Genomic DNA, 21,833 nt, shown 5'->3' on the forward strand with positions numbered 1-21,833 from the left:
CGGGTGGGGTTTAGAAGGGAAAAATGATGAAAAAATCTGTTTCAATGACGCTTTTCGCCGTGTCAATCGGCCTAACCGGCGGGACCGCCGCCAGAGCGGCCGATCTGCGGGCCAACGATCCAGTCCCGACTTATCAGGAATCGGATGTCCGCGGCGGCGTCAAGATCGGCTATCTCCAGTGCGATGTCGGCGGCGGCGCCGGTTACGTTCTGGGGTCCGCCAAGGACATCGACTGCGTCTTCCACTCGAGCATCGGTGAGGAGCGCACTGACCACTACACGGGTGCGGTCAGGAAGATGGGTGTCGATCTCGGCTTCACGACCCGCAGCAAGCTGATCTGGGCGGTCTTTGCGCCGACAGCGGGGTATCACCAGGGCTCGCTGAGCGGTCTCTATCAGGGTGCGAGCGCCGAGGCGACGGTCGGTGCCGGCGTCGGCGCCAACATACTGGTCGGCGGCACGTCCGGTTCAATTCACCTCCAGACGGTGAGCGTCACGGGCCAGATTGGCCTTAACCTCGCTGCGGGCGGCACGTCTGTAACCCTGACCGCCGTGAACTGAGCGCTCGCCAACGTACGTTGGACGACACCACATGATCACCGCATGGTTGCTCGGCATGCAGCCATTCGGTTTTCTTTTCCCGATGCGTAACGCCGCCTACTCGTCATGGGTCGAGCCGGCAGCGCGAAAACGTTCCTCGAATTCGCGCCGCAGGCTGCGGCGTGTCTCTGCCGCGCGTAGGCGGCGTTCTCGTATTTCATCGGCCGGCGTATAGGGCGGCACATTGGTCGGGCGCCCCTCCGCATCGACGGCAACCATCGTGAAATAGCAGGAATTGGTGTGCCGCCGCTCGCCGGTCCGGATATTCTCCGCCTCGACCCTTATGCCGACTTCCATCGAGGTCCGTCCGGCGTAGTTGATGGAGGCGCGGAAGGTCACGAGTTCGCCGACGTGGATCGGCTGGCGGAAGACGACCTGATCGACCGACAACGTCACTGCATATTCCTGCGAATATCGTGAGGCGCAGGAATAGGCGACCCGGTCCAGGAGATTGAGAAGCGCCCCGCCATGGACCTTGCCGCTGAAATTCGCCATGTCGGGCGTCATCAGCACGACCATCTCGAGTTGGCTCGTGTCGTGACCGTCTTCCATGCTCAACCTCCTACTCCAATTGCCGCAGCGCCGATCTCGGAAGCACGCGGTGCCCGCAACCCGGTGGCTCGCAATGTAGGCGAGATTGATAAAACGGGATAGGTCGTCAACGAATGGAAATGCCTTTCTGGATCGGTTGACGGATGTCATTTCCCGAAGGCGCGAGCGCAAACCGTGCAACGTCGCCGGGATCCTTTGAGGCGTGGCCCGGCGCGAAAGTGCGCTACTATGTAGGAGCCGCCGCCAAGCCGAATTGCCGAATGTCATTCCGACCAAATGCTGGAGTTCTGTGTTCCTGCAAGCGAGACGTGTCGGCCAAATTCGATTCTTTAGCTTGTCCGCGCCTCTCTGTCTTCAAATCTCTTTCGAAGCGACGTAAACTCCCACCGGTGGAGCGGGCCTTGGCAGATATAACAAAACACGCTCTCCGTGCGCTAAAATTCAGGGGGCCGGGGGAGCGGATCGGACGGACAGTGGTATGAACCAGGCGACCGAGAATTTGCGCGGCAGTTCAGGCGCGGCGGTACGACCGCCGGTCGCCTGGGCGCTCGCGGCGATCGCCGGGGTCGCGCTCGACTGGCTCTACCCGCTGCCATTCCTGCCGGCGGCCGTGCCGGCCGGCTGGCTCGGCGGCATCGTGTTCCTCGTCGGCCTGGCGCTGCTGATCTGGGCGGCGGCGACCTTCCGCCGCGCGGGAACGCAGATCCAGACCACCCAGCCGACGTCGAAGATCGTCGATGAGGGCCCCTACCGCTTCACGCGCAACCCGATCTATATCGGCATGTTCCTCGGTCTTATCGGCCTCGCCGTCGCCTTCGACAGCCTGTGGCTCATCGTCCTATTGGTGCCATTCTATCTCGTCATCCGCTACGGCGTGGTCGCCCGCGAGGAGGCCTATCTCGAGCGGAAGTTCGGTGACGTCTATCTCGCCTACAAGGCACGCGTCCGGCGGTGGCTGTAGTGAGACGAAGAGGGGGCAACCTGCGGGAGCCCGACGACGGGAACGGGGTGGAAATGAGGCGTTCCAAACCCCTGTCGCCGGATTAGCCGGCTGCCTTGGCCTGAGGCCGAATATTGGTCGCGTCGATCCGCGACACGGCCGCGTTCTTCCGGTTTGTAAGTTCGCGAGGAACAGACGGGCACTGGTCTAGCTCGCCATGGCAAAGACGTAGGCGGCGCCCTTCCTTTCAGCAAAGCCCACCCCCGGATAGGTCCAGTGATAGCCAAGCATCTTGATCTTGTCGGTGGCGGCGCGATCGACGAGCTTCTTGCGGTTTTCGATCGCGAGGTCCGGATTGGCGTCGAAGCCGAATTTCCACTCCGGGTGCTCGAACGAGACGATTTCGTTCGTCATGGAATCAGCCGTGATAATCAGCCCTTCGCCACCCGACACTTTGAGCGAGATATGGCCTGGCGTGTGGCCAGGGGTGTCGAGAACCGATAGCCCGGGCACGATCTCATCGCCGCCCTTCAACATCGTCACGCGATCCTTGACGGCGGCGAGATTGCGCTGGGCGCCCTTAACGAAGTCTCCCATCTCGGTCGGCATCTTTGACAAGAGCTCCGGGTCTGTCCAGAAATTCCATTCGGCGCCGCCGATATAGTAGGCGGCATTCGGCAGGAACAGCTTGTCGCCGTCGACGAGCGTTCCCCAAATGTGGTCAGGATGCGCGTGCGTGAACACCACCTTGGTCACCGCCCCTGGATCGATGCCTGCGGCCTTGAAGTTTTCGGCAAGTTTGCCTGCTGTCGGCTGGAACTTGTTGCCCGACCCGTTGTCGATGAGAATGAGGTCGCTGCCCTTCTTTATCAGCGGTATGTTGGTAGCCGGCTCGGCATTGCCAGATGCCCAGCCGAGTCGCTTGGCTATTTCGGCAAGCTGTTGTGGAGACGCATCGACAGCAATGATCTTGAGCGGCAGCCTGAGTGAGCCGTCGCTGAACACTGTGACTTCGAAATCGCCTTGCACGAAACTATGGGGCGCGGCGGACAGCGCCAGCGCTTTCCACGGCATGAGCGATGCCGAAGCTAGGGCCGCGCTGCCGACAAGGAATTGACGGCGATTGAGCAGATGCAGCAATTCTTCATGATCAATAGCCATGGGGTTGTCCTCCCTGGAACGGGCTCCGCAGAGCCTTCAACGGAGCACACTACGCCTTGCTACCAAACTTCCGAAATCACAAAGCGGATTCGCAGGGGTTAGGTCGACCTTGGTATAGTCCAATGCTAAGCAACGCTGAAATGATAGAGAGATTTCTGTCGCAATAATTCCTCGCAAAGTCCGAGACCCGTGACTGATTTTTCGACAGGCACTCCAACCAGCTTTCTAAACGGCGGCCGCTCGCCTGCCACAGTTATGGCCATGACCGCGCCGACTGTTCGATCATCGAAGGTTTTGCAGACGCCCGGAGTCGCCCAGCCTGTCATGAACAAAGGCCTTGGCGTCGCCGACCGCAGTGACCACATCGTTGCCGGAGGCCAGCCGCGCCGCAATCGCGCTCGCCAGCATGCAACCGGTACCACGCATCGAGACGGCAAGGCGAGGGGCCCTGAAGCACTGAATGGCGTGGCCCGCCTGAACGAGCATATCGACGGATTCCAGGCCGTCGCCGTGGCCACCCTTGACGAGGACCGCCTGCGCGCCTGCGGCGACCAGCCGTCGTGCCTGAGCGATTGCATCCTCTGCCGGGTCGCCTCCAGCAGGAGCCGTGAGATGCGAAAGCTCCGGCAGGTTTGGCGTAATCAGCGCGCATTGGCGAAACAGCCGATGCAATGGCGCTTTCGCGTTCGGAGCGAGCAATACGCTGCCCGATGTGGATGCCAGAACCGGATCGAGCACCACGGGAATATCCCGATGGTCCGTGAGAACCGAAGCGACGGCCGTAATCGTTGCGGCCGTTGCCAGCATACCGATCTTGATTGCATCGACGTGGTTGGCTGTAAGCGCCGCACGCATCTGCTGGGCGACACGCTCTGCCGGGACGGCATCGATATGCTGTACGCCGTGATGGGTCTGGACGGTGACCGCGGTCACCGCCACCGAGGCCTTCACACCGAATGCGGCCAGTGTTTCGATATCACGGACGATGCCGGCGCCGCCCGAGGAATCCGAGCCGGCGACGACAAGCACATGCGGCCTCTTGGTCATCGCTCCCTCTTCATCGAAATTGCGCCGTCCGCTCAACCCATTCCCGCGTGCGTGCCTCCGGATCGGCGTTGAGGGTGATGTCGGTGACGACGGCAGCGCTGTCGGCGCCATGGGCAAAGACGCTGTCGATACGATCGGTGTTGATACCACCAATGGCGACAAGCGGCAGCTTTCCGATACGTGCCTTCCAGTCGCCCAGCCTGCCCAGGCCCTGCGGCGCCCATTTCATCTTCTTCAGGATCGTTGGCCAGACTGGACCGAGCGCCACATAGTCGGGCGCTGCTGCGAGCGCGGTTTCCAGCTCCGTCTCGTCATGGGTCGAGAGCCCGAATTTGAGGCCTGCGGTGCGGATGGCGGCGAGATCGGCGACGGCCAGATCCTCCTGACCGAGGTGGACGAAATCGCAACCTTCGTCGATCGCCAGCTGCCAGCAGTCGTTGACGATGAGCTGGCAGCCATGCGCCGTGCAGATCGCTTTCGCGCGGCGGATGTCTTTTCGCAGTTCCATCTCCGCGCAATCCTTCATCCGCAGTTGCACCAGTTTCACGCCCAGCGGCACCAGGCGGTCGATCCAGTCGGCGCTATCGACGATCAGATAAAAGGGATCGAGCTTCATGAAAACACCCCCTTGCCGATGACCGGCGTTGAGGGCACCGCCATGTCGCGCGGTTCCAGCATGCCCGCCTGAAACGCAATACGGCCTGCTTCGATGGCTCCGGCGAAAGCCGCAGCCATCGCCGCAGGATCGGCGGCGCCGGCGACGGCGGTGTTGAGCAGCACGGCGTCGAAGCCGAGTTCCATGACGGTGGCAGCATGGGAAGGCCGACCGATGCCGGCATCGACGATCAGCGGAATGTCTGGAAAATGCGCCCGCATGCTGCGCAGCGCCGGCAGGTTGACAGGCCCCATGGCCGAACCGATCGGCGCGCACCAGGGCATGAGCACCCCGCACCCCGCTTCCAGCAACCGCTCCGCCACGACCAGATCGTCGGTCGTATAAGGAAAGACCTTGAACCCTTCGCCGTTCAATATGCGCGCCGCCTCGACCAGCGCGAACACATCAGGCTGCAGCGTGTCATGGTTGCCGATCACCTCGAGCTTGACCCAGTCCGTGTCGAAGACGTCACGCGCCATTTTCGCGGTGAGGACAGCCTCGGAGACTGTGTGGCAGCCGGCGGTGTTGGGCAAGACTTTTACGCCGAGCGTGCGGATCAACTCGAAGAAGGCGCCGCCCGTGCGGCTGCCGGCCGTTTCGCGGCGCAGAGAGACTGTGACGATATCCGTTTTCGATGCGCGGACTGCATCGGCGAGGATGGCCGGCGATGGGTAACGCGCGGTTCCGAGAGCCAAGCGGGAGGCAACCGAGGTATCATAGAGTTCAAGCATGATCAGCCTCCTTGCATCGGCGAGAGGATTTCGATGCGGTCTCGGTCGGAAAGGGCGAAGCCCGGGCGGTCCTCGCGATGCACCAGTTCGCCGTTGACCGCTGTCGCCAGCCAATCGCCTTCGTAGTCGAGCGAGAGCAGGAGCTCTGAAAGAACGGAAATGTCTGTTTGATGGTCTTCGCCGTTGATGGTCAGTTTCATCGGTTTACTCCCGTCTGAAGTGGGATGGCGTTCACGTGTTCGGGTGCATGAAGCGGCGACGCGACGCCGACGGGCATCTGCCCGATGTCTCCGCGCCAGTCGCCGGTCATGTGGGCTGCAACGTCCCTTGCGATGGAAGGCGCCAGCAGAAATCCGTGGCGGTAAAAGCCGTTGATGCGGATGGTGCCACCATCAATCTCAAAACGCGGCAGATTGTCCGGATAGGCGGGACGCACGCCGGCGCCGGTTTCGATCAGCCGAGCCTCGCTGAAGGCCGGGTGAAGCGCATAGGCCGCATTCAGGAGTTCCATCAGCGACCGGACGCTGATCGGCCCGGAATCGTCGCTCTCGATCATCGTCGCGCCAACCATGAAACGCCTGTCGCCCCGCGGCACGATGTAAAGCGGGATCCGTGGATGCAACAGCCGGACCGGACGGGACAGCCTCACCTCCGGCGTTTCCAGCATCAGCATCTCGCCGCGCACGCCGCGCAGTTTCGCCGCTTGGCCGATTGCGTATGACCCGGTGCAATCCACGACACGGTCGAACCCGGCATCCGGAAAATCCGTCGCCGCGCCGAAATGGAACCGCACGCCGATCGCCTGCAGCTTGTCGTGGAGCGCCGTTATTGCCCGTCGCGGATCGAGATGCGCTTCGTCCCGGAAAAACAGCGCCTTTTGAAACCGCCCGGCAAGGTCCGGTTCCGCTGCTGCAACTTGATCCGCATCCAGCCAGTCGCACGCGCAGGTGCGGGCCGCGAAGCGGGCAAGCTCGCCGGTATCCCGCGGCGGTGCGACAACCAGCGTGCCCTTGCGGATGACATGGCCGGGCAGAGCGGCGTCCCACCAGTCGGCGGCAGTGCGCCCAAGCGTCAGTACGGTGTCAGGCGCACTTTCCCTTTCACACCATGGCGCCAGCATGCCGCCGGCGAACCATGAGGCACCGCCGCCGGCCCGCGCCGCCGTCTCCGCGATCTCGACATGAACCCTGCGCGCTGCCAGTTCATGGGCAAGGGTGAGGCCGGCAACGCCGGCCCCCCTGATCAGGACGCGCATGGTTACTCTCCCGCGGGCGGAGCGTTTCCATCGGTGCCAAGCGGCATATAGAGATCGCCGCCCGCCTGGAACTTCGCGGCCATCGCTTCCAACCCCTCCTTCTGGGCCTCGGCGCGGATGTCATGCGATATCCGCATGGAGCAGAATTTCGGGCCACACATCGAGCAGAAATGCGCGACCTTGTGGGCTTCCTTCGGCAGGGTTTCGTCGTGGAAGGAGCGCGCCGTTTCCGGATCGAGCGAGAGGTTGAACTGGTCTTCCCAGCGGAACTCGAAACGGGCCCGCGATAGCGCGTCGTCGCGCAGCTGGGCTGCCGGATGCCCCTTGGCAAGGTCGGCGGCATGGGCGGCGATCTTGTAGGTGATGACCCCGACCTTGACGTCGTTGCGGTCGGGTAGGCCAAGATGCTCCTTCGGCGTGACGTAGCAGAGCATAGCCGTGCCGAACCAGCCGATCATGGCAGCACCAATGCCCGAGGTGATGTGATCGTAGCCTGGCGCAATGTCGGTCGTCAGCGGCCCGAGCGTATAGAACGGGGCTTCGCCGCAGACTTCCAACTGCTTGTCCATGTTTTCCTTGATCTTGTGCATCGGCACGTGGCCGGGGCCTTCGATCATCACCTGGCAATCTTTCGCCCAGGCGATCTGCGTCAGTTCGCCCAGCGTCTCCAGTTCCGCGAACTGCGCGGCGTCGTTGGCATCGGCGATCGAGCCGGGACGCAGGCCGTCGCCAAGCGAGAAGGAGACGTCATAGGCGCGGCAGATGTCGCAGATCTCTTCGAAGTGCTCGTAGAGAAAGCTCTCCTTGTGGTGATGCAGACACCACTTGGCCATGATCGAACCGCCGCGCGAGACGATGCCGGTGACGCGGTTGACGGTGAGCGGAATGTAGTGAAGCCGCACGCCGGCGTGGATGGTGAAATAGTCGACGCCCTGCTCGGCCTGCTCGACCAGCGTGTCGCGGAAGACCTCCCAGGTGAGATCCTCGGCAATTCCGTTGACCTTTTCCAGCGCCTGATAGAGCGGCACCGTGCCGATCGGCACCGGCGAATTGCGGATGATCCACTCGCGGATGTTGTGGATGTTACGGCCGGTTGACAGGTCCATCACCGTATCGGCACCCCAGCGGGTCGCCCACACCATCTTCTCGACTTCCTCGGCCATCGAGGAGGTGACGGCGGAATTGCCGATATTGGCGTTGATTTTCACCAGGAAATTGCGGCCGATGATCATCGGTTCGGATTCGGGGTGATTGATGTTCGCCGGGATGACCGCCCGCCCGCGCGCAACTTCCTCGCGCACGAACTCGGCTGTGACGTGATCCGGAATGCGGGCGCCAAAACTTTCGCCGTCACGAACCAGAGCCTCCTTTGCGGCCTTGCGCCCGAGGTTTTCGCGGATGGCGATGTATTCCATCTCTGGCGTGATGATCCCGGCCCGCGCATAGGCAAGCTGGGTGACGGCCTTGCCGTCCCTGGCCTTGAGCGGCCGGTTGCGGATCGGAAATTCCGGCGTCAGCCGTTCGCCGGTGGCAAAGCCGTTGTCTTCGGGTTTGACATGCCGGCCCTCATACGCCTCGACGTCACCACGCGCCGTCACCCAGGCGTGGCGCAGTCGAGGTAGCCCGGCGTCGATCGAAACGGTGAGGGTGGAATCGGTGTAGGGACCGGAGGAATCATAGACGGTGACCGGCGGTTCGCCCGACGTTGGATGAAGCGCGATCTCCCGCATCGGCACGCGGATGTCCGGATGCCGTTCACCCGGAACATGGACTTTGCGCGAGGCCGGCAGGGGGCCTGTGGTGACAGTCGGGGTGAGGTTTTTTGCGGCAATATTCATGGTTGAGGCTCCAAATTTTAGGTTGGAGACCCAGTCCTTTAGAGCCGGAATGATGGAAAGACGCTGACACGAATCCGCAAACGGAAATCGAGTCATGGCAGCGCTCGCACCGTCCCTACGCCAGTATGAACTGGATCAGGTTCAACGGGTCACTGCGCTGCTTGAGGGCGGAAGAACCGCCTGTCACGCCAGCAGAATCTCAGCCCCTTGTCGGGACCCCCCTGGTGAATGCGGTCAGTAAGGCATGGTTCTGGACGATGCGTCAAGGGCTGTTGGCGTGGCCTGGGTGATGACGCGTCAAGCGGCGACCGGCTGCTCCTTTGCGCCTGCACGGCAAGCTGTAAAGATTTTCAATGATTTCAGTCTTCGTCTCGACAGCGTGGCTGCAGCAAATTATCTATAAAAAATGACCTCGACGCTCGAAGACACAATTGCCAGCCGTATCAGCCGCATCCTTGCCGACAGGATCGTGACGGGAGAGCTCGATCCGGGCACGAAGCTGCGGCAGGATCATATTGCCGAGGAGTTCGGAACGAGCCATGTGCCCGTGCGCGAAGCCTTTCGCCGGCTGGAGGCGCAAGGCCTTGCGGTCAGCGAGCCGCGCCGTGGCGTGCGGGTCGCGTCCTTCGATCTCAAGGAAGTCCGCGAAGTCGCGCAGATGCGCGCCGCGCTCGAAGTGCTGGCGCTTCGCCACGCAGCACCGCACCTGACGCCATCGATCCTCGATCTCGCCGAAGAGGCGACGGTCGCCGGCGACAATTCCCGCGACGTTCGATCCTGGGAGGAGGCGAACCGGCGTTTTCACAGCCTGATCCTCACGCCCTGCGGCATGCCGCGCCTGCTTGCCGCGATCAACGATCTGCATGCCGCCAGCGCCCGCTTCCTGTTCGCCAGCTGGCGCTCCGAATGGGAAGTTCGTACCGATCACGACCATCGCGCCATCCTGACGTTTCTGCGTCAGGGCAATGTCGAGAACGCCGCCGCCGTTCTCGAGCGCCACGTGCAGTGGATCGGGCAAAAACCCGTCCGGAGTGCGTCGGGAACGACGCGTGACGCCTTCGCGATCGTCGGCTGACGGTTGGCCCTGTTCCGACAGGTTTTTCCGACCGATACGCGTCAAACTGCGAGGCCGTGCCGTCCTCCTGAATTCTCGCTTTGATTGAAGTTTTTCCCACCCTCAACGAAAGGGCGCTTGCGTCCGATTGCGCCACAATAAATTATAGATAATATCAGGTCTTATCTATAGTGAGCTTGAAGGCAGGCGCGACAAGAGGGGAATCTATCGAAAATGTTGCAAGGAAGCACAGCCGCAGACCGCGTTGAACTGTCCGTCGTCACCCCGTCGGAGTCGACGTCGCTCGCTCAGGCGAAAATTATCTATAATTCTCCGTTCAACGATCTGTTGTTTCGGGCACAGACCGTTCACCGGGCGAATTTCGATCCCAACGCCGTGCAGATGAGCCGGCTGCTGTCGATCAAGACCGGCGGCTGCGCCGAGGATTGCGGCTATTGCAGCCAGTCAGCGCACTCTCCGACGGGCCTCAAGGCTTCCAAACTGATGATGGTCGAAAAGGTCGTCACCGAAGCACGCAAGGCCAAGGACGAAGGGGCCACCCGCTATTGCATGGGCGCCGCCTGGCGCAGCCCGAAGGACCGAGACATGGAAACGCTGGTCGCGATGGTCGCAAGCGTCAAGGCGCTCGGCATGGAAACCTGCATGACGCTCGGCATGCTATCGCCCACCCAAGCCGGCGCGCTGGCCAAGGCCGGTCTCGACTACTACAACCACAATATCGATACGTCGGAAGAGTTCTATTCTGAAATCATTACCACCCGCACCTTTGCCGACAGGCTGGAAACGCTGTCGAATGTGCGCGAAGCGGGCATGAAGGTCTGCGCTGGCGGCATTCTCGGCATGGGCGAGACGACGGATGACCGCATCTCCATGCTGGTGACGCTCGCCAATCTCCAGCCGGCGCCCGAGAGCGTGCCGATCAACATGCTGATCCCGATTCCCGGCTCGCGGCTCGCCGATGCCGAGCCGGTCGATCCGATCGAATTCGTCAGGACCATCGCGCTCGCCCGCATCCTGATGCCACGCACCCACGTCCGCCTGTCGGCCGGGCGCACGCAGATGAGCGACGAAATGCAGGCGCTCTGTTTCTTCGCCGGCGCCAATTCGATCTTTGCCGGCGATACACTGCTCACCACCGAAAATCCGGGCGAGGACCATGACACGGCACTGTTCCGCCGTCTCGGTTTGAAGCCGATGGAGCTGGAGCCGGCTGAATGACGCCAACACGGCTCGCGCGCTATGAAGCGACGCTGGCGGGGCTGGAGCGAAAGGAAAGGCTCCGGACCCTGATGCCGCGGGACGGCGCCGATTTCAGCTCGAACGACTATCTCGGCTTCGCCGGTTCGACGCGGCTCGCGACGGCGGTCACTGCAGCGCTTCAGCGCGGGGTACCCGTCGGCGCCGGCGGCTCGCGCCTGCTGCGCGGCAACCACCCGGAACACGAGGCGCTGGAAGCGGAGGGTGCTGCCTTTTTCGGCGCCGAGCGCGTCCTGTATTTTAGCACTGGCTATGCCGCCAACGCCGCGCTTTTCTCAACCTTGCCGCAGCGCGGCGATCTCGTCGTGTATGACGCCTTGGTGCATGCCAGCGCGCACGAGGGAATGCAGGCGAGCCGGGCGCAGGCGACGCCGGCAGCGCACAACGATGTCGGGGCGTTCGAAGAGGCCATCGTCGGCTGGCGGAATGGCGGCGGAACCGGCCATCCGTGGATCGCCGTCGAAAGCCTCTATTCGATGGATGGAGATCGCGCGCCACTCGCCGAGCTTGCAGCACTTGCCGAAAGGCATGACGGCTTTCTGGTGATCGACGAGGCGCATGCGACCGGCGTCTTTGGCACCAGTGGCCGTGGTCTCGCCGCTGACCTTGAGAACCGGAGGAATGTTATCGTGCTGCACACGTGCGGCAAGGCGCTTGGGGTCTCCGGTGCGCTGCTCGGTGCGAGCGCGACGCTCTGCGACTATCTGGTCAACCGGGCGCGCGGGTTCATCTATTCGACCGCGCCATCGCCGCTGATGGCAGCGACCGTGCGTGAAGCGCTGCGAATGCTCGTGGATGAGCCGAAGCGGCGCGCGGATTTCGACGCGTTGCGCGCCTTTGCCAACACGGAACTTGCCGCAAAGCTCGGGGTGGCGGGCAGCGGCTCGCAGATCCTGCCGGTCCTGATTGGCGATAATGGCCGGGCGGTGCGGATTGCCGCACGCATGCGGGCCGAAGGCTTCGACATCCGGGCCATCCGCCCGCCGACCGTTCCCGAAGGCACGGCACGGCTCAGGATCGCGATCACGCTCAACGTCGACATGCCGACGATTACACGCATGTTCACCCGGCTGGCGGCGATCATGGCGGAGGAGAAGCCGTGATGCGGTTTGTCGTGACCGGCACGGACACCGGCATCGGGAAGACGGTATTTTCGGCGGCGCTGGCTGCGGCACTCGGCGGCACTTACTGGAAACCGATCCAAGCCGGGCTCGATGAAGAGACGGACAGCCAGACCGTCAGCCGGCTCGGGCGTCTTCCCGCGGAACGCATTCTGCCGGAGGCCTACCGGCTGAGGACACCCGCGTCGCCGCATCTTGCGGCACGGCTCGACCACGTGACGATCGAGCCTGAGACCCTGACGCCGCCCGCGACAGGCGCCCCGCTCATCATCGAGGGCGCCGGCGGCCTGTTGGTGCCGCTGACGGAAAGCCAAGTGTTCGCCGATGTCTTTGCGCGCTGGCGCATCCCCGTCATTCTCTGCGCGCACACGGGGCTCGGCACGATCAATCACACGCTGCTGTCGCTCGAAGCGCTGCGCAGCCGCTCCATTCCGGTTTTCGGCATCGCCTTCATCGGCGAAGAGATGGCCGAAACGCAACGGATCATCGCCGCGATGGGGAGCGTGCGGGTTCTCGGTCGCATGCCACCGCTTGATCCGCTGACGCCGCAGCGGTTGCAGCGGGCCTTTCGCGACCATTTCCCTCTTTCTTCCTTTCAGGAGAGGACGGCATGACCTCACCCGTCTGGCACCCCTTCACCCAGCACGGGCTGGAACCGCCGATGAAGCGCATCGTACAAACGGATGGTGCCTGCCTGATCGAGGAAGACGGCTCGCGCATCCTCGATGCCATATCCTCCTGGTGGGTCATCACCCATGGTCACCGGCACCCCGCGATCATGAAGGCTATCCAGGCGGCATGCGAGACCTACGACCAGATCATCTTCGCCGAATACACCCATGAGCCCGCCGAGGACCTGGCGCGGGGCCTGATCGAGATCGTGCCCGCCGGTCTCGCCTATGTGTTCTACTCCGACAGTGGCTCGACCTCAGTCGAAGTCGCGCTGAAAATGGCGCTTGGTTTCTTCCATAATTCCGGCACGCCGCGCAGCCGCATCTGCGTCATGGAAGACGGCTATCACGGCGATACGATCGGCACGATGTCGGCGGGCGAACGCGGTGTCTTCAACCAGGCCTACGAGCCACTGCTGTTCGGCGTCGATCGCCTGCCGTTCCCGACGCCCGGCAGCGAACAGGAAACGCTCGACGCCTTCGAGTTCTATTGCGCGACGGGTCAGGTGGCCGCGCTGCTGATCGAGCCGCTCATTCTCGGCGCAGGCGGCATGCGCACCTATCCGGCATCGGTCCTCGCTGAGTTGAAGCGGATCGCTGAAAGGCACGGTGCTCTGATGATCGCAGACGAGGTGATGACCGGCTGGGGCCGCACCGGCAGTATTTTTGCATGCGAACAGGCGGGCGTAACACCCGATATCCTCTGCACCTCCAAGGGGCTGACTGGCGGCGCGCTGCCGCTGGCAGCGACACTCTGCACAACCGAAATCTTCGATGCGCACCTTTCGACGGACCGCCGCCGGACGCTTTTCCATTCGAGTTCCTATACCGCCAATCCGATCGCCTGTGCCGCCGCGGTTGCCAATCTGGCCGTGTGGAAGGACGAGCCAGTGCGCGAGCGCATCCGTTCGCTGCAGGAGATGCAACAGGAGCGACTTGCCCGTTTCCAGGACGATCTGCGCTTTACCGATATCCGCCAGGTCGGCACCATCACGGCTATCGATCTGCGGGTGCCGGCAGGCGGCTATCTGTCGGACGTCGGTCCGCGGCTGAGGGCCTTTTTTCGCGAGCGAAAACTGCTGATCCGGCCGTTGGGAAACGTCATCTATCTGATGCCGCCTTATTGTGTCACCGCCGCCGAACTCGACCGGGCCTATGACGCGATCGACGAAGCAGCCGCGTGTTTCGCGGCGGGGCGGTTATGATGGGCGCGCGGTCGTCCCGGCTTGCCGGTTTCGGTCACTGTGTCCCCCGCCGGCGTGTCGAAAACGCCGAGATCGAGGAAAGGCTCGGCCTGGAGCCGGGCTGGATCGAGCGCCGGACCGGAATCAGGGCGCGGTACTGGGCTGAACCGGACGATACGCTGTCCGGCCTTGCGGCAAGCGCAGGAGCGGCTGCCATTAAAAATGCCGGCATCGCCCCGGACGATATCGCGCTCACACTTCTTGCCACGTCGACGCCCGATCATCTGCTGCCGCCTTCCGCGCCGCTTCTGGCCCATCGTCTCGGCCTGGCCAATTCCGGTGCGATCGACCTCGCCGGCGCCTGCTCGGGCTTTCTCTATGCGCTGACGCTCGCCGACGGTTTTGTCCGGTCGCAGGGCCGGCCGGTACTGGTCGTTGCGGCCAACATATTGAGCCGCCGGATCAACCCGGCCGAACGGGCAAGCGCGGTGCTGTTTGCCGATGCCGCCGGCGCCGTCGTCCTGATGCCGTCTCAGGATGTTGATACGGGGATTCTCGGCGTCGACCTCGCCTCCGATGGCAGTCGCTACGACCTGATCTCGATTCCGGCTGGCGGAAGCAACCGGCCCTTTGCGGCGGGCGTCGCAGCGAGTGAATGCCTGATGACGATGCGCGATGGGCGGGAGATGTTCGCGCAGGCGGTTGAGATGATGGGGCATTGTGGCAAACGCGCGCTCGAACAGGCAGGGCTTTGCGCAGCCGATATCAGCCGCTTCGTTCCGCACCAGGCCAACGCGCGCATTTTCGATGCAGTTTGCAGCCACCTTCGCATAGAACCGGAAAAGACCGTTCGCACGATCATGGACTATGGAAACTCCTCGGCCGCAACGATCCCGCTTTCCCTTTCGCTTGCCCATCAGGCCGCGCCTTTCGCCGCCGGCGAAAAACTGCTGCTGACCGCAGCGGGCGCGGGATTGACGGGAGGTGCCTGTGTGATCGGGATTTGACGCGACGTTTTGTCAGCGGTGGAAAATTGCCTGCCCACGACGACAGCGGACCGATGGGACGGAATGCTCCAAAGTTGGCGATTGCTCGGCGAACCGCGGTTCAGGGGCATGATCTGATCGTTTGACAAAGAGCCGAGAAGAGAAATCCGAGAGCCTGCTTCGGATCTCTCTGTTTAAGCGTGGACCCGTTCCGGCTCTACCAAATGGTATGGTTCTACAAGGCAGTCTGCAGGGATGCCCCACTCCTTGTGCAGCTTGCGGATCATATCGACAGTGAGCGCACGCCTCTTGTTCAAGACCTCTGAGGCGCGCGAGCGGGAATCGAAAAGGGCGGAGAGATCAACCTGGGTGCGACCGGACATCTCCATGTGGGCTTTGATCAGTTCAACGGGCTCCGGTGCCTCGATTGCATAGTGCTTGTCTTCGTAAGCCTCGATGAGGGTCGAAAGGATATCGAAGCGATCGGCTTCCGCCGTGCCAAGTGCTGGCTGGCTGTCAAAATACCGCGCGACCTCTGCAATAGCCCATGCAAGATCATCATCTGTTCTGATGGCTCGAATGTTTTCCATTACACTGTCTCCGGGTTGATGGCGTCGTATTCCTTGTGAGTGCCAATGAACTTTATGAGCACTCGTCTGAATGGATAGGCGACGTGCACGACCAGGCGATATTTATTGCCCGAAATGTCGAAGATGAGGCGATTATCGCTCACAAAATCGACATTGGCGCCGAACATCGCCTTTACGTCTGCCGGACCTGTCCAGTCCGCTTTGCTGACAATCGCATGCCACGTTTTCAAAGGTGTTTCTGCTTGGTCATGAACCTCCCAGAACTGCTTCAATGTGGACTTCGCGATAATTTGCATGAGTTATTTATATTCCCATATTGGGAACAAATCAACAGTCGGTTGAATTAACTTCGGAGATTATCCGGTGACGAGGTCACGTGCATGCGCGACTGCGAATGCGCTGAGGTAGTACATCATCATGACCGTTGTACCCCGTCGTCGGCGCGCGTTGCGAATATCAGCACCCAGATTCCGCGATGCGCGGCGAACAGGTATCGGCAATGTAGCTTCGGGTTTTCCCGGAATAATGTTTACCAACGTTTGCATTAACTCGCAGTGTGAGCGTTGGTGAGCATATCTTCAAGTTCTTCCTTGATGATGCCTGAGCCACTTTTCGCAAGATCGCCCGGCTGCTTGATTTTAGGTAACGACGGAATCTTGTGACTTTTGCTATCTATTTCCGAACTTTCGGGTAGAGCGGCAACCAAACCCGTCTCGCGCCGGAAAGCGGCGGGGCTTTTTGGATGTCCATTTGCGGAAGGCGCGATGAAAGGCGCTGGGTTCGGAGAAGCCGAGTTGCGCGGCGATCTCTCCGACGCTGCTTTTGCCATGGCGCAGCATTTCGACCGCAAGATCGCGGCGGATCTCATCCTGTGAGGCTTCAGGAGCTTGAAACGCTCCTCGGGGATCGTCGTTGCTTCCAGGGCGGAGCGATTAAGCAATATATCCGGAAAGCGAGAGTGTGGACTACGGGTTGATTTTGAACTACATATTCTGTCTATTCCGTTTTGGAAAGTATATTTCAAATATTGAAGTATATTAGATCGATGATTGCTTGGTGGGTGGGCCGCATGCGCGTATTTTCAGATGAGAACTTGGAGGTGATGCATCGCGCAGGATCATCTCCTTATCTTCTCATCACCTTTAATGAGATGGAAATGAAGGCGAACGGCAGCCGCTTCTGGGGGCAGCGGTTCTGCGAGAAAGCTAACATTTCGGCGCTTGGCTTCATCAGCCGACGGCCAAACTGGTTTCCGGCCGCGAGCGTCGTCAAGGCTGTCGAGGCGGCCGCGCCCATTCTTCGCACAGCACCGGAGCGGATCCTCTACGGGCACTCGCAGGGCGGCTACGCGGCGTTGCGCTACCGCAGGCGCTTCAACGCTGCCGTTGCCATCGCCTTTTGCCCGCAAGTCTCGATAGATCCAAAGGCCGTTCCTTTCGATGGAAGGTTCGCACGCTATTTCTCACCCGGCGTCCACGCCAATATGGGAGTCGCGCCTGATCACGCAGCTGGCCGCGCCTATCTCTTCTTCGATCCGTTCCACGCCGTCGACCACCGGCACGCGGTGCGAATCGCGACGCTGCAGGAGAGGACGCATCTCGTGCCGGTCCACATGACCGGCCATGGCACGGTTCGGGCGTTCACTGGGACGGCGCGCACGTTGTCGTTGATCGAAGCCTGCCGCGGAGACGATCTTCCGGGTCTACGCGCTTTGACCCGCGCAGCGCGAGTGACAGCGCCGATGCGACCCTATCAGATTGCTGTGACGGCGATCGCCCGCCATCCTGCCTGGGCCGATCGATTTGATGCGCGCTTCGGCTCGGCTTTCTCTACGGTCGAGAGAGCAAACTTCCTCTACCATCGGGCCAACCGCCACATTCGCGACGGTGAGCTCGAGACGGCGCGGACCATGCTTGCGGACGCCATGACGATTCAGCCGGAAAATACTGGCTTCGCCCGCCGCATAGCGGAACTGGACGGCCGTATCGCGCGCGGTCGCCAGGCGGATTGTGCCGCGTTTTCGTGATCTGAATGTTGCCGAGCCTACTCGACAAGATAACCTTCCTGAAGAGGGAAGGCCCATCTCAGGTCCACCCGCGGGCTGGGCTCCTGACAAATGCGGTTCTCCCGAAACCGGGCATTGGTTATGAGGAAAAGACAAGCAAAACAAATGCAAAGACCCGAAGCAGATCCCGTGATCCTTCTCAAGCGATCTGCTTCAGATACATTGCTCAGGCGACCGCGCGCCGTGCCGCGACGAGGGTTTCTATCTCCATGTTGACGCAGGCGCCGAGGTCGGCACGGGCAATTGCCATGTGCAAGTTGGCACTCACGAAGCCAGCAGGCGAGCCGCAATCGAAGGTGCGACCGCAGAACTCGAACGGCCTGATCATCTGCTTGCCCACAGCAATTCCTTGGGAACGCTCTTGGTTGCCGGCAGCATCCTTGTTCCAAAACCGGCGGCGGGGATGATGGCCTTGGGGACTTTCTTGTGCATTGTAGGTAGCCTCCAGTTCATACGACCTTGCGAATGGTCTTTCTCAAGGGTTTGGTTGCATCGATCGTCTCTTGGTCGAAGCCGTTTCAGCGTTCCTCAAGACGAGCGTCGTTAAAGCGAGTGCGAGTGAAGCACAGGGCTCTCGGCCATGGCGGCATCGAGTTTCCGCCGCAGCAGCGCGCGATAGAGTTTGAGGTGTTCGCGCGCGCAGCCGAGGTGGTCGGCAGGTTGTCGCATGGAGACGCGCAGCCGATCCCAGGTTTGGGTATCACCCAATACTTCGACGATACGGTCCGCGAGATCCTGGCTGCTGCCTGCGCGGAAGTGCAAGCCGTCCTTTCCGTCACGCACCTTCTCGGCCATCCCGCCGATGTCGGAGCAGATCATCGGCCTGCCATGGAGCAGGGCCTCCTGGATCACAATGGGCGAGTTTTCCCACCAGACGGATGGCAGAACCACCCAGTCGACCGAACGCATCAGGCGTGGCATGTCCGCATTCTGGTAAGCGCCGTAGAAACGGACGCGGTGGCCGGCGTCGGCGATGAGCTTCTTCATCCGTTCCTGGAATTCGATCGGTTGTCGCTCGAGGTTGCCGCCGAAGATCATCAAGCAGGAGTCTTCACCCCATATCTCCTTCGGGATGCGCGAAACAGCGTCGATCAGGACATCGACCCCCTTGAACGGAGTCATCTGGCCGAAATAGGCAAAGCGGTTGCGGCGCGGGTTGGGACCTTGCAACTCTCGTGGGGGCACAGCTGCTTCCACGGTGATCCCGTTTTCGATGACGCGGAGCTTGTCCTCTTCGATGCCCCATTTGACATAGCGCTCCGCCAGAAACCGGCTGGGGGAGACGAAGGCGTCGGCAAGGCCAAGCATCCCGCGCGCAAACAACTCCCGCTTCAAGAAGCGCGAGACGGGTATGTCGGGAAAGCAGCCGTGGCAGGCGACGGGGGAGGCTGCTTCGCAGAGCTGGCCGGAAGGCCGTTTCACCATCTGCCCGTGATTGTGGCAGATCGACAGATATTCGTGGAACGTGACGAGTATGGCCGCGTGCGGAAATGCTTCTCTAAGGGCGTAGAGCGCTTCGAGACCGATGCCGAGAACATGATGGAAATGCACGACATGGGGCCTGAGATCGCACGCAAAACGCAACAGGTCCCGGCTGATCGCCTGCGTATCGCCGTTGGACAAAAAGAAGTGGTCGTAGTCGTCCGTGTGGAACAGTAGCTCATCTTCGGCAAGGCGAAGGCTCATCAGCGCGGACGCGGCGTGCCGCGGTACTGGATGGCCGACCCGGGCCAGGTAAACCGATTCCACGTTCGGCAATGCCTTCAGGCCGTGATGCAGGTTGTGAGATGCGATTTCCGCTCCGCCGAGCGAGACTGTCGGGTGCGCATGCGAGACGACAAGGACGCGAAGCTGCTCGTTCATGCGGGCCTCTTTTTTGGGTGCTTTTCAACGGCGAGGACAGGCGCCCATTGGCTCTTGAAGATCTTTCGATCGATCTCCTTCACCAGAGCCGCCATCGCCGGACCGTCCCCGTCGCGTGCGTCGTCGCAGCCCCACATCTGCACCGAAGGCAGCAAATAGGAGTCGATGCCGGACCGGCTGAGGCGGAGGCCGAGATCCAGGCCTTTTTCCTGCGCGCCCAGATAGCCGCCGGAAAAGCCGCCCGCGCGCAACAGGGCGTCGCGGGGCATGACGCAGCACTCGAGCGAGGCTGCCGCGATACGGGTCAGCGTCATCCCGGTAACTGCTTTGAGCGGATATCCAGTATAGCGGCCCACGACTGGTTGGTCGCAGTTGTCGTCATCGATCCAGCTTCCCGCCCAGCGAACGGAATGGTCCTCGTAAGCTTGGACGGGCGAGATGATGCTTCCTTTCAGGGTTGCGGTTGTGGCCACGAGCTTGCCGTACCAGCCTGTCCCGTACGGGATCAGTGAGGCGGAAAGCGGCACGATAGTTTCACAGGAGAGTGCTTGCGTGCCGGCTTCAAGCAAGTCGTAGAAGTCGGCTGTTCCCTTCGCCGATACCAGCCTAACCGAAAGGCGATAGAACCGCGCGAGTTCACTGAGGCAGGCGGCCTGCCTGCGATAGCGCTCGGCAGGCATGGCGATCACGATCGGCGCGCGCCGGGTCTCCGGATCGAGCGCAAGCAAGGCCAGCAGCGGGGAAATGTGCTCCTCTGTCTCCCCTGCGCCGATGACGATCGGCGGGCTGCTTTCCTGATCGAAGGATCCAGCATCCAGGATTGCGTCAATGACCGGCGCCGACCTTCCGGTTTCGCTGAGGAATGGGACAATTTGTGTATCGATGATCGCGGGCAACGCACAGTTCGCGGGATCGATGGAGCCGATCTGGCGCAATGCCGCCAAGCGCGCCGAAACCCGCGTTGGTTTCACCGGCAGAAACGCACGGCGCGAATCGCGCAGCGTCAGTTCGAAGAAGAGAGGCGCACCAGAATCTTCACTCGGCAATTGGGCGTGGGAGATGAAGCCGTGCGCATGCTGTTCGCTCCGAAGGCTCGGCGCGAAGTGCTGCTGGTCGTTGAAACTGTCCGTGACATCGGGGCGATCGAGGCGCGTCCAGCGTTCGTCGACGCGAGCCGCGGCATCGCGTCGACGCAGTCTTACCGCTGCGACGTGGTCGTCGGGGTCATAAAGCCAGCCGGAGACGAGGAGATTTCCTCCATCGGTCTCAAAGGTGTTGTCTGTTCCCATCCGGACGGGATACGGCAGGCTGGAGACGGTTTCTTTGCCGTCAAAGCTGTTAGCGGCCGCTCGCAGGGACAGGAGCACGTCTGGCGCGCTACGTGTGTGCAGCAGGATCGACCGGATGTGTTCGGGCGTCTCCAGCGGGCCGGCGATGCGCTTTCGGGGGTGGACCGCGGCGTACCTCCAACCGGCGCGCCCTCGATAGACCAGACCTTCAATGTCGAGAGCGCGGGCAGCCTGGTTGGCCTCAAGCAGACCAACAAAACCCGAGGCGCTATCGGGAGCGTCCGGGCGGGGAAAAACGGCGATGCCGCACTCCTCGACCACCGGTGTCGCGTTGCCTACCACGGACACCCGGCAAGGCCCGGGCGCCATGCTGCGGCTCCAGCCCTGCAGGAACGTCGCGCCGTCATGGCTTTCACCAATCAACTCGACGAAACCATCACTTGCGTGGGCTGCCTGCAAAAGTGCCGTGATGGTCAGAAGTCTGCGGCGGTTAACGTTGCCGACCATCAGAACGTCCACGAGCCGGTCAATGACCGCGGCCGACTGAGATCCCGCGGACTCGGCCACGAGCGCGGCTGCTTCCTCCGCGGAGGCAAGTCGGGGCGCAAGGATGTAGCCTGCGCCCGTCTCATCCTCACCGAACCGTATCGTGGTCATGCCCCGGTCCGTGGCCCCTGTCGGTAGGAGCGCCGCGAAGCCGTGTTTAGCCCGTGGTGAGGGCGCGGCCAATCGCCATTCCGAGACAAACGCGCTTCGCGTGCCCGCTTGATCCCCGTCGACGCCGACCACCACTTCGCCGGCCATGACACGGCCGAGGCCGATGATCAGCAAAGTTGTCTCGTCTACGCGGCAGCCGAGAACCCTTCCAGAGCGCATCGCCCTGCTCGCCCCATGCTTGCCTGCTGCGGGGCTAGTAACCGCGGGGGACTGTTCTGTAACCAGCACGCCGTAACC

Annotated in this window: 23 protein-coding genes, 1 pseudogene and 1 riboswitch; of the genes and pseudogenes, 9 read left to right on the forward strand and 15 right to left on the reverse strand. The window is 61.9% G+C overall.

Going from position 1 to position 21,833, the window contains the following annotated elements:
- Positions 1–26 precede the first annotated feature (26 nt).
- Positions 27–560, forward strand: coding sequence for a DUF992 domain-containing protein (locus ACSQ3F_RS23040; protein ID WP_436102836.1), 534 nt, complete (start codon positions 27–29; stop codon positions 558–560).
- A gap of 96 nt (positions 561–656) precedes the next feature.
- Here ACSQ3F_RS23040 and ACSQ3F_RS23045 read toward each other — a convergent pair whose 3' ends face one another.
- A complete protein-coding gene (locus tag ACSQ3F_RS23045; protein ID WP_436102548.1) occupies positions 657–1,151 on the reverse strand; it encodes an acyl-CoA thioesterase in 495 nt (164 codons plus the stop codon).
- Positions 1,152–1,629: 478 nt separating this feature from the next.
- Here ACSQ3F_RS23045 and ACSQ3F_RS23050 point away from each other — a divergent pair, with 478 nt between their 5' ends.
- Positions 1,630–2,112: a methyltransferase family protein gene (locus tag ACSQ3F_RS23050; protein WP_436102549.1), complete on the forward strand. Its 483-nt coding sequence runs from the start codon at positions 1,630–1,632 to the stop codon at positions 2,110–2,112.
- A 186-nt stretch (positions 2,113–2,298) separates the two neighbouring features.
- Here the strand turns inward: ACSQ3F_RS23050 and ACSQ3F_RS23055 are convergent, their stop codons facing one another.
- From ACSQ3F_RS23055 to thiC, 7 genes are all read right to left on the reverse strand, one after another.
- Positions 2,299–3,252, reverse strand: a complete 954-nt coding sequence (locus ACSQ3F_RS23055; protein ID WP_436102550.1) for an MBL fold metallo-hydrolase — start codon at positions 3,250–3,252, stop codon at positions 2,299–2,301.
- A 282-nt stretch (positions 3,253–3,534) separates the two neighbouring features.
- Positions 3,535–4,299: a hydroxymethylpyrimidine/phosphomethylpyrimidine kinase gene (locus ACSQ3F_RS23060; RefSeq protein ID WP_436102551.1), complete on the reverse strand. Its 765-nt coding sequence runs from the start codon at positions 4,297–4,299 to the stop codon at positions 3,535–3,537.
- A 10-nt stretch (positions 4,300–4,309) separates the two neighbouring features.
- Positions 4,310–4,915, reverse strand: a complete 606-nt coding sequence (locus ACSQ3F_RS23065) for a thiamine phosphate synthase (RefSeq protein WP_436102552.1) — start codon at positions 4,913–4,915, stop codon at positions 4,310–4,312.
- The gene (locus ACSQ3F_RS23070) at positions 4,912–5,685 is read right to left on the reverse strand and encodes a thiazole synthase (RefSeq protein WP_436102553.1); all 774 of its coding nucleotides are present in this window, start codon (positions 5,683–5,685) and stop codon (positions 4,912–4,914) included. Before ACSQ3F_RS23070 ends, ACSQ3F_RS23065 begins: the two co-directional genes overlap by 4 nt.
- Positions 5,686–5,687: 2 nt before the next feature.
- Positions 5,688–5,885 carry a sulfur carrier protein ThiS gene (gene thiS / locus ACSQ3F_RS23075; RefSeq protein WP_436102554.1) on the reverse strand — a complete coding sequence of 66 codons (198 nt, stop codon included), beginning with the start codon at positions 5,883–5,885 and terminating at the stop codon, positions 5,688–5,690.
- A complete protein-coding gene (gene thiO, locus ACSQ3F_RS23080; protein ID WP_436102555.1) occupies positions 5,882–6,940 on the reverse strand; it encodes a glycine oxidase ThiO in 1,059 nt (352 codons plus the stop codon). Before thiO ends, thiS begins: the two co-directional genes overlap by 4 nt.
- Positions 6,941–6,942: 2 nt before the next feature.
- A complete protein-coding gene (gene thiC, locus ACSQ3F_RS23085; protein WP_436102556.1) occupies positions 6,943–8,778 on the reverse strand; it encodes a phosphomethylpyrimidine synthase ThiC in 1,836 nt (611 codons plus the stop codon).
- A 94-nt stretch (positions 8,779–8,872) separates the two neighbouring features.
- Positions 8,873–9,011: riboswitch (TPP riboswitch) on the reverse strand.
- 173 nt (positions 9,012–9,184) lie between these two features.
- Between thiC and ACSQ3F_RS23090 the strand changes: the two genes are divergently transcribed.
- The 6 genes from ACSQ3F_RS23090 to ACSQ3F_RS23115 all read left to right on the forward strand — a co-directional run bounded on the left by ACSQ3F_RS23090 (position 9,185) and on the right by ACSQ3F_RS23115 (position 15,093).
- The gene (locus ACSQ3F_RS23090) at positions 9,185–9,853 is read left to right on the forward strand and encodes a GntR family transcriptional regulator (RefSeq protein WP_436102557.1); all 669 of its coding nucleotides are present in this window, start codon (positions 9,185–9,187) and stop codon (positions 9,851–9,853) included.
- A 213-nt stretch (positions 9,854–10,066) separates the two neighbouring features.
- A complete protein-coding gene (gene bioB / locus ACSQ3F_RS23095; protein ID WP_436102558.1) occupies positions 10,067–11,071 on the forward strand; it encodes a biotin synthase BioB in 1,005 nt (334 codons plus the stop codon).
- Positions 11,068–12,213 carry an 8-amino-7-oxononanoate synthase gene (locus ACSQ3F_RS23100; protein ID WP_436102559.1) on the forward strand — a complete coding sequence of 382 codons (1,146 nt, stop codon included), beginning with the start codon at positions 11,068–11,070 and terminating at the stop codon, positions 12,211–12,213. The genes bioB and ACSQ3F_RS23100 overlap by 4 nt, the downstream gene beginning before the upstream one ends.
- Positions 12,213–12,845 (forward strand): dethiobiotin synthase, encoded by a 633-nt coding sequence (gene bioD / locus ACSQ3F_RS23105; RefSeq protein WP_436102560.1) that lies wholly within the window; start codon positions 12,213–12,215, stop codon positions 12,843–12,845. The genes ACSQ3F_RS23100 and bioD overlap by 1 nt, the downstream gene beginning before the upstream one ends.
- Positions 12,842–14,107 (forward strand): adenosylmethionine--8-amino-7-oxononanoate transaminase, encoded by a 1,266-nt coding sequence (locus ACSQ3F_RS23110; RefSeq protein ID WP_436102561.1) that lies wholly within the window; start codon positions 12,842–12,844, stop codon positions 14,105–14,107. The genes bioD and ACSQ3F_RS23110 overlap by 4 nt, the downstream gene beginning before the upstream one ends.
- Complete coding sequence (locus ACSQ3F_RS23115; RefSeq protein WP_436102562.1) at positions 14,104–15,093, forward strand: beta-ketoacyl-ACP synthase III; 990 nt, start codon at positions 14,104–14,106, stop codon at positions 15,091–15,093. The genes ACSQ3F_RS23110 and ACSQ3F_RS23115 overlap by 4 nt, the downstream gene beginning before the upstream one ends.
- Before the next feature lie 173 nt (positions 15,094–15,266).
- Here the strand turns inward: ACSQ3F_RS23115 and ACSQ3F_RS23120 are convergent, their stop codons facing one another.
- The 3 genes from ACSQ3F_RS23120 to ACSQ3F_RS23130 all read right to left on the reverse strand — a co-directional run bounded on the left by ACSQ3F_RS23120 (position 15,267) and on the right by ACSQ3F_RS23130 (position 16,501).
- Positions 15,267–15,662 carry a helix-turn-helix domain-containing protein gene (locus tag ACSQ3F_RS23120; RefSeq protein WP_436088262.1) on the reverse strand — a complete coding sequence of 132 codons (396 nt, stop codon included), beginning with the start codon at positions 15,660–15,662 and terminating at the stop codon, positions 15,267–15,269.
- Positions 15,662–15,958 (reverse strand): type II toxin-antitoxin system HigB family toxin, encoded by a 297-nt coding sequence (locus ACSQ3F_RS23125; protein WP_436102563.1) that lies wholly within the window; start codon positions 15,956–15,958, stop codon positions 15,662–15,664. The genes ACSQ3F_RS23120 and ACSQ3F_RS23125 overlap by 1 nt, the downstream gene beginning before the upstream one ends.
- Before the next feature lie 372 nt (positions 15,959–16,330).
- The gene (locus ACSQ3F_RS23130) at positions 16,331–16,501 is read right to left on the reverse strand and encodes a helix-turn-helix domain-containing protein (RefSeq protein ID WP_436102564.1); all 171 of its coding nucleotides are present in this window, start codon (positions 16,499–16,501) and stop codon (positions 16,331–16,333) included.
- Positions 16,502–16,731: 230 nt separating this feature from the next.
- Here ACSQ3F_RS23130 and ACSQ3F_RS23135 point away from each other — a divergent pair, with 230 nt between their 5' ends.
- Complete coding sequence (locus ACSQ3F_RS23135; protein WP_436102565.1) at positions 16,732–17,688, forward strand: hypothetical protein; 957 nt, start codon at positions 16,732–16,734, stop codon at positions 17,686–17,688.
- Between the two features lie 205 nt (positions 17,689–17,893).
- Here the strand turns inward: ACSQ3F_RS23135 and ACSQ3F_RS23140 are convergent, their stop codons facing one another.
- The 4 genes and pseudogenes from ACSQ3F_RS23140 to ACSQ3F_RS23155 all read right to left on the reverse strand — a co-directional run bounded on the left by ACSQ3F_RS23140 (position 17,894) and on the right by ACSQ3F_RS23155 (position 21,755).
- The gene (locus tag ACSQ3F_RS23140; protein WP_436102566.1) at positions 17,894–18,067 is read right to left on the reverse strand and encodes a hypothetical protein; all 174 of its coding nucleotides are present in this window, start codon (positions 18,065–18,067) and stop codon (positions 17,894–17,896) included.
- Positions 18,067–18,159: pseudogene (locus ACSQ3F_RS23145) on the reverse strand (UTP--glucose-1-phosphate uridylyltransferase); the annotation flags it as partial. The gene ACSQ3F_RS23140 and the pseudogene ACSQ3F_RS23145, both read right to left, overlap by 1 nt.
- Positions 18,160–18,270: 111 nt before the next feature.
- Positions 18,271–19,590 (reverse strand): glycosyltransferase family 4 protein, encoded by a 1,320-nt coding sequence (locus ACSQ3F_RS23150; RefSeq protein ID WP_436102567.1) that lies wholly within the window; start codon positions 19,588–19,590, stop codon positions 18,271–18,273.
- Positions 19,587–21,755: a glycosyltransferase family 2 protein gene (locus ACSQ3F_RS23155; protein WP_436102837.1), complete on the reverse strand. Its 2,169-nt coding sequence runs from the start codon at positions 21,753–21,755 to the stop codon at positions 19,587–19,589. Before ACSQ3F_RS23155 ends, ACSQ3F_RS23150 begins: the two co-directional genes overlap by 4 nt.
- Positions 21,756–21,833: the final 78 nt, after the last annotated feature.

It is taken from the genome of Pararhizobium sp. LjRoot238, from assembly GCF_964252955.1.
Lineage (GTDB): Bacteria > Pseudomonadota > Alphaproteobacteria > Rhizobiales > Rhizobiaceae > Pararhizobium.

Excerpts from the sequence above, each read along its gene's own strand:
- ACSQ3F_RS23120 (WP_436088262.1), bottom strand. The coding sequence starts at position 15,662 with ATGGAAAACATTCGAGCCATCAGAACAGATGATGATCTTGCATGGGCT.
- thiC (WP_436102556.1), bottom strand. The coding sequence starts at position 8,778 with ATGAATATTGCCGCAAAAAACCTCACCCCGACTGTCACCACAGGCCCC.
- ACSQ3F_RS23055 (WP_436102550.1), bottom strand. The coding sequence starts at position 3,252 with ATGGCTATTGATCATGAAGAATTGCTGCATCTGCTCAATCGCCGTCAA.
- ACSQ3F_RS23130 (WP_436102564.1), bottom strand. The coding sequence starts at position 16,501 with ATGCTGCGCCATGGCAAAAGCAGCGTCGGAGAGATCGCCGCGCAACTC.
- ACSQ3F_RS23110 (WP_436102561.1), top strand. The coding sequence starts at position 12,842 with ATGACCTCACCCGTCTGGCACCCCTTCACCCAGCACGGGCTGGAACCG.
- ACSQ3F_RS23040 (WP_436102836.1), top strand. The coding sequence starts at position 27 with ATGAAAAAATCTGTTTCAATGACGCTTTTCGCCGTGTCAATCGGCCTA.
- ACSQ3F_RS23090 (WP_436102557.1), top strand. The coding sequence starts at position 9,185 with ATGACCTCGACGCTCGAAGACACAATTGCCAGCCGTATCAGCCGCATC.
- ACSQ3F_RS23050 (WP_436102549.1), top strand. The coding sequence starts at position 1,630 with ATGAACCAGGCGACCGAGAATTTGCGCGGCAGTTCAGGCGCGGCGGTA.
- thiO (WP_436102555.1), bottom strand. The coding sequence starts at position 6,940 with ATGCGCGTCCTGATCAGGGGGGCCGGCGTTGCCGGCCTCACCCTTGCC.
- ACSQ3F_RS23070 (WP_436102553.1), bottom strand. The coding sequence starts at position 5,685 with ATGCTTGAACTCTATGATACCTCGGTTGCCTCCCGCTTGGCTCTCGGA.
- ACSQ3F_RS23155 (WP_436102837.1), bottom strand. The coding sequence starts at position 21,755 with ATGCGCTCTGGAAGGGTTCTCGGCTGCCGCGTAGACGAGACAACTTTG.
- ACSQ3F_RS23045 (WP_436102548.1), bottom strand. The coding sequence starts at position 1,151 with ATGGAAGACGGTCACGACACGAGCCAACTCGAGATGGTCGTGCTGATG.
- ACSQ3F_RS23060 (WP_436102551.1), bottom strand. The coding sequence starts at position 4,299 with ATGACCAAGAGGCCGCATGTGCTTGTCGTCGCCGGCTCGGATTCCTCG.
- ACSQ3F_RS23125 (WP_436102563.1), bottom strand. The coding sequence starts at position 15,958 with ATGCAAATTATCGCGAAGTCCACATTGAAGCAGTTCTGGGAGGTTCAT.
- ACSQ3F_RS23115 (WP_436102562.1), top strand. The coding sequence starts at position 14,104 with ATGATGGGCGCGCGGTCGTCCCGGCTTGCCGGTTTCGGTCACTGTGTC.
- bioD (WP_436102560.1), top strand. The coding sequence starts at position 12,213 with ATGCGGTTTGTCGTGACCGGCACGGACACCGGCATCGGGAAGACGGTA.
- ACSQ3F_RS23100 (WP_436102559.1), top strand. The coding sequence starts at position 11,068 with ATGACGCCAACACGGCTCGCGCGCTATGAAGCGACGCTGGCGGGGCTG.
- ACSQ3F_RS23150 (WP_436102567.1), bottom strand. The coding sequence starts at position 19,590 with ATGAACGAGCAGCTTCGCGTCCTTGTCGTCTCGCATGCGCACCCGACA.
- ACSQ3F_RS23135 (WP_436102565.1), top strand. The coding sequence starts at position 16,732 with ATGCGCGTATTTTCAGATGAGAACTTGGAGGTGATGCATCGCGCAGGA.
- bioB (WP_436102558.1), top strand. The coding sequence starts at position 10,067 with ATGTTGCAAGGAAGCACAGCCGCAGACCGCGTTGAACTGTCCGTCGTC.
- thiS (WP_436102554.1), bottom strand. The coding sequence starts at position 5,885 with ATGAAACTGACCATCAACGGCGAAGACCATCAAACAGACATTTCCGTT.
- ACSQ3F_RS23065 (WP_436102552.1), bottom strand. The coding sequence starts at position 4,915 with ATGAAGCTCGATCCCTTTTATCTGATCGTCGATAGCGCCGACTGGATC.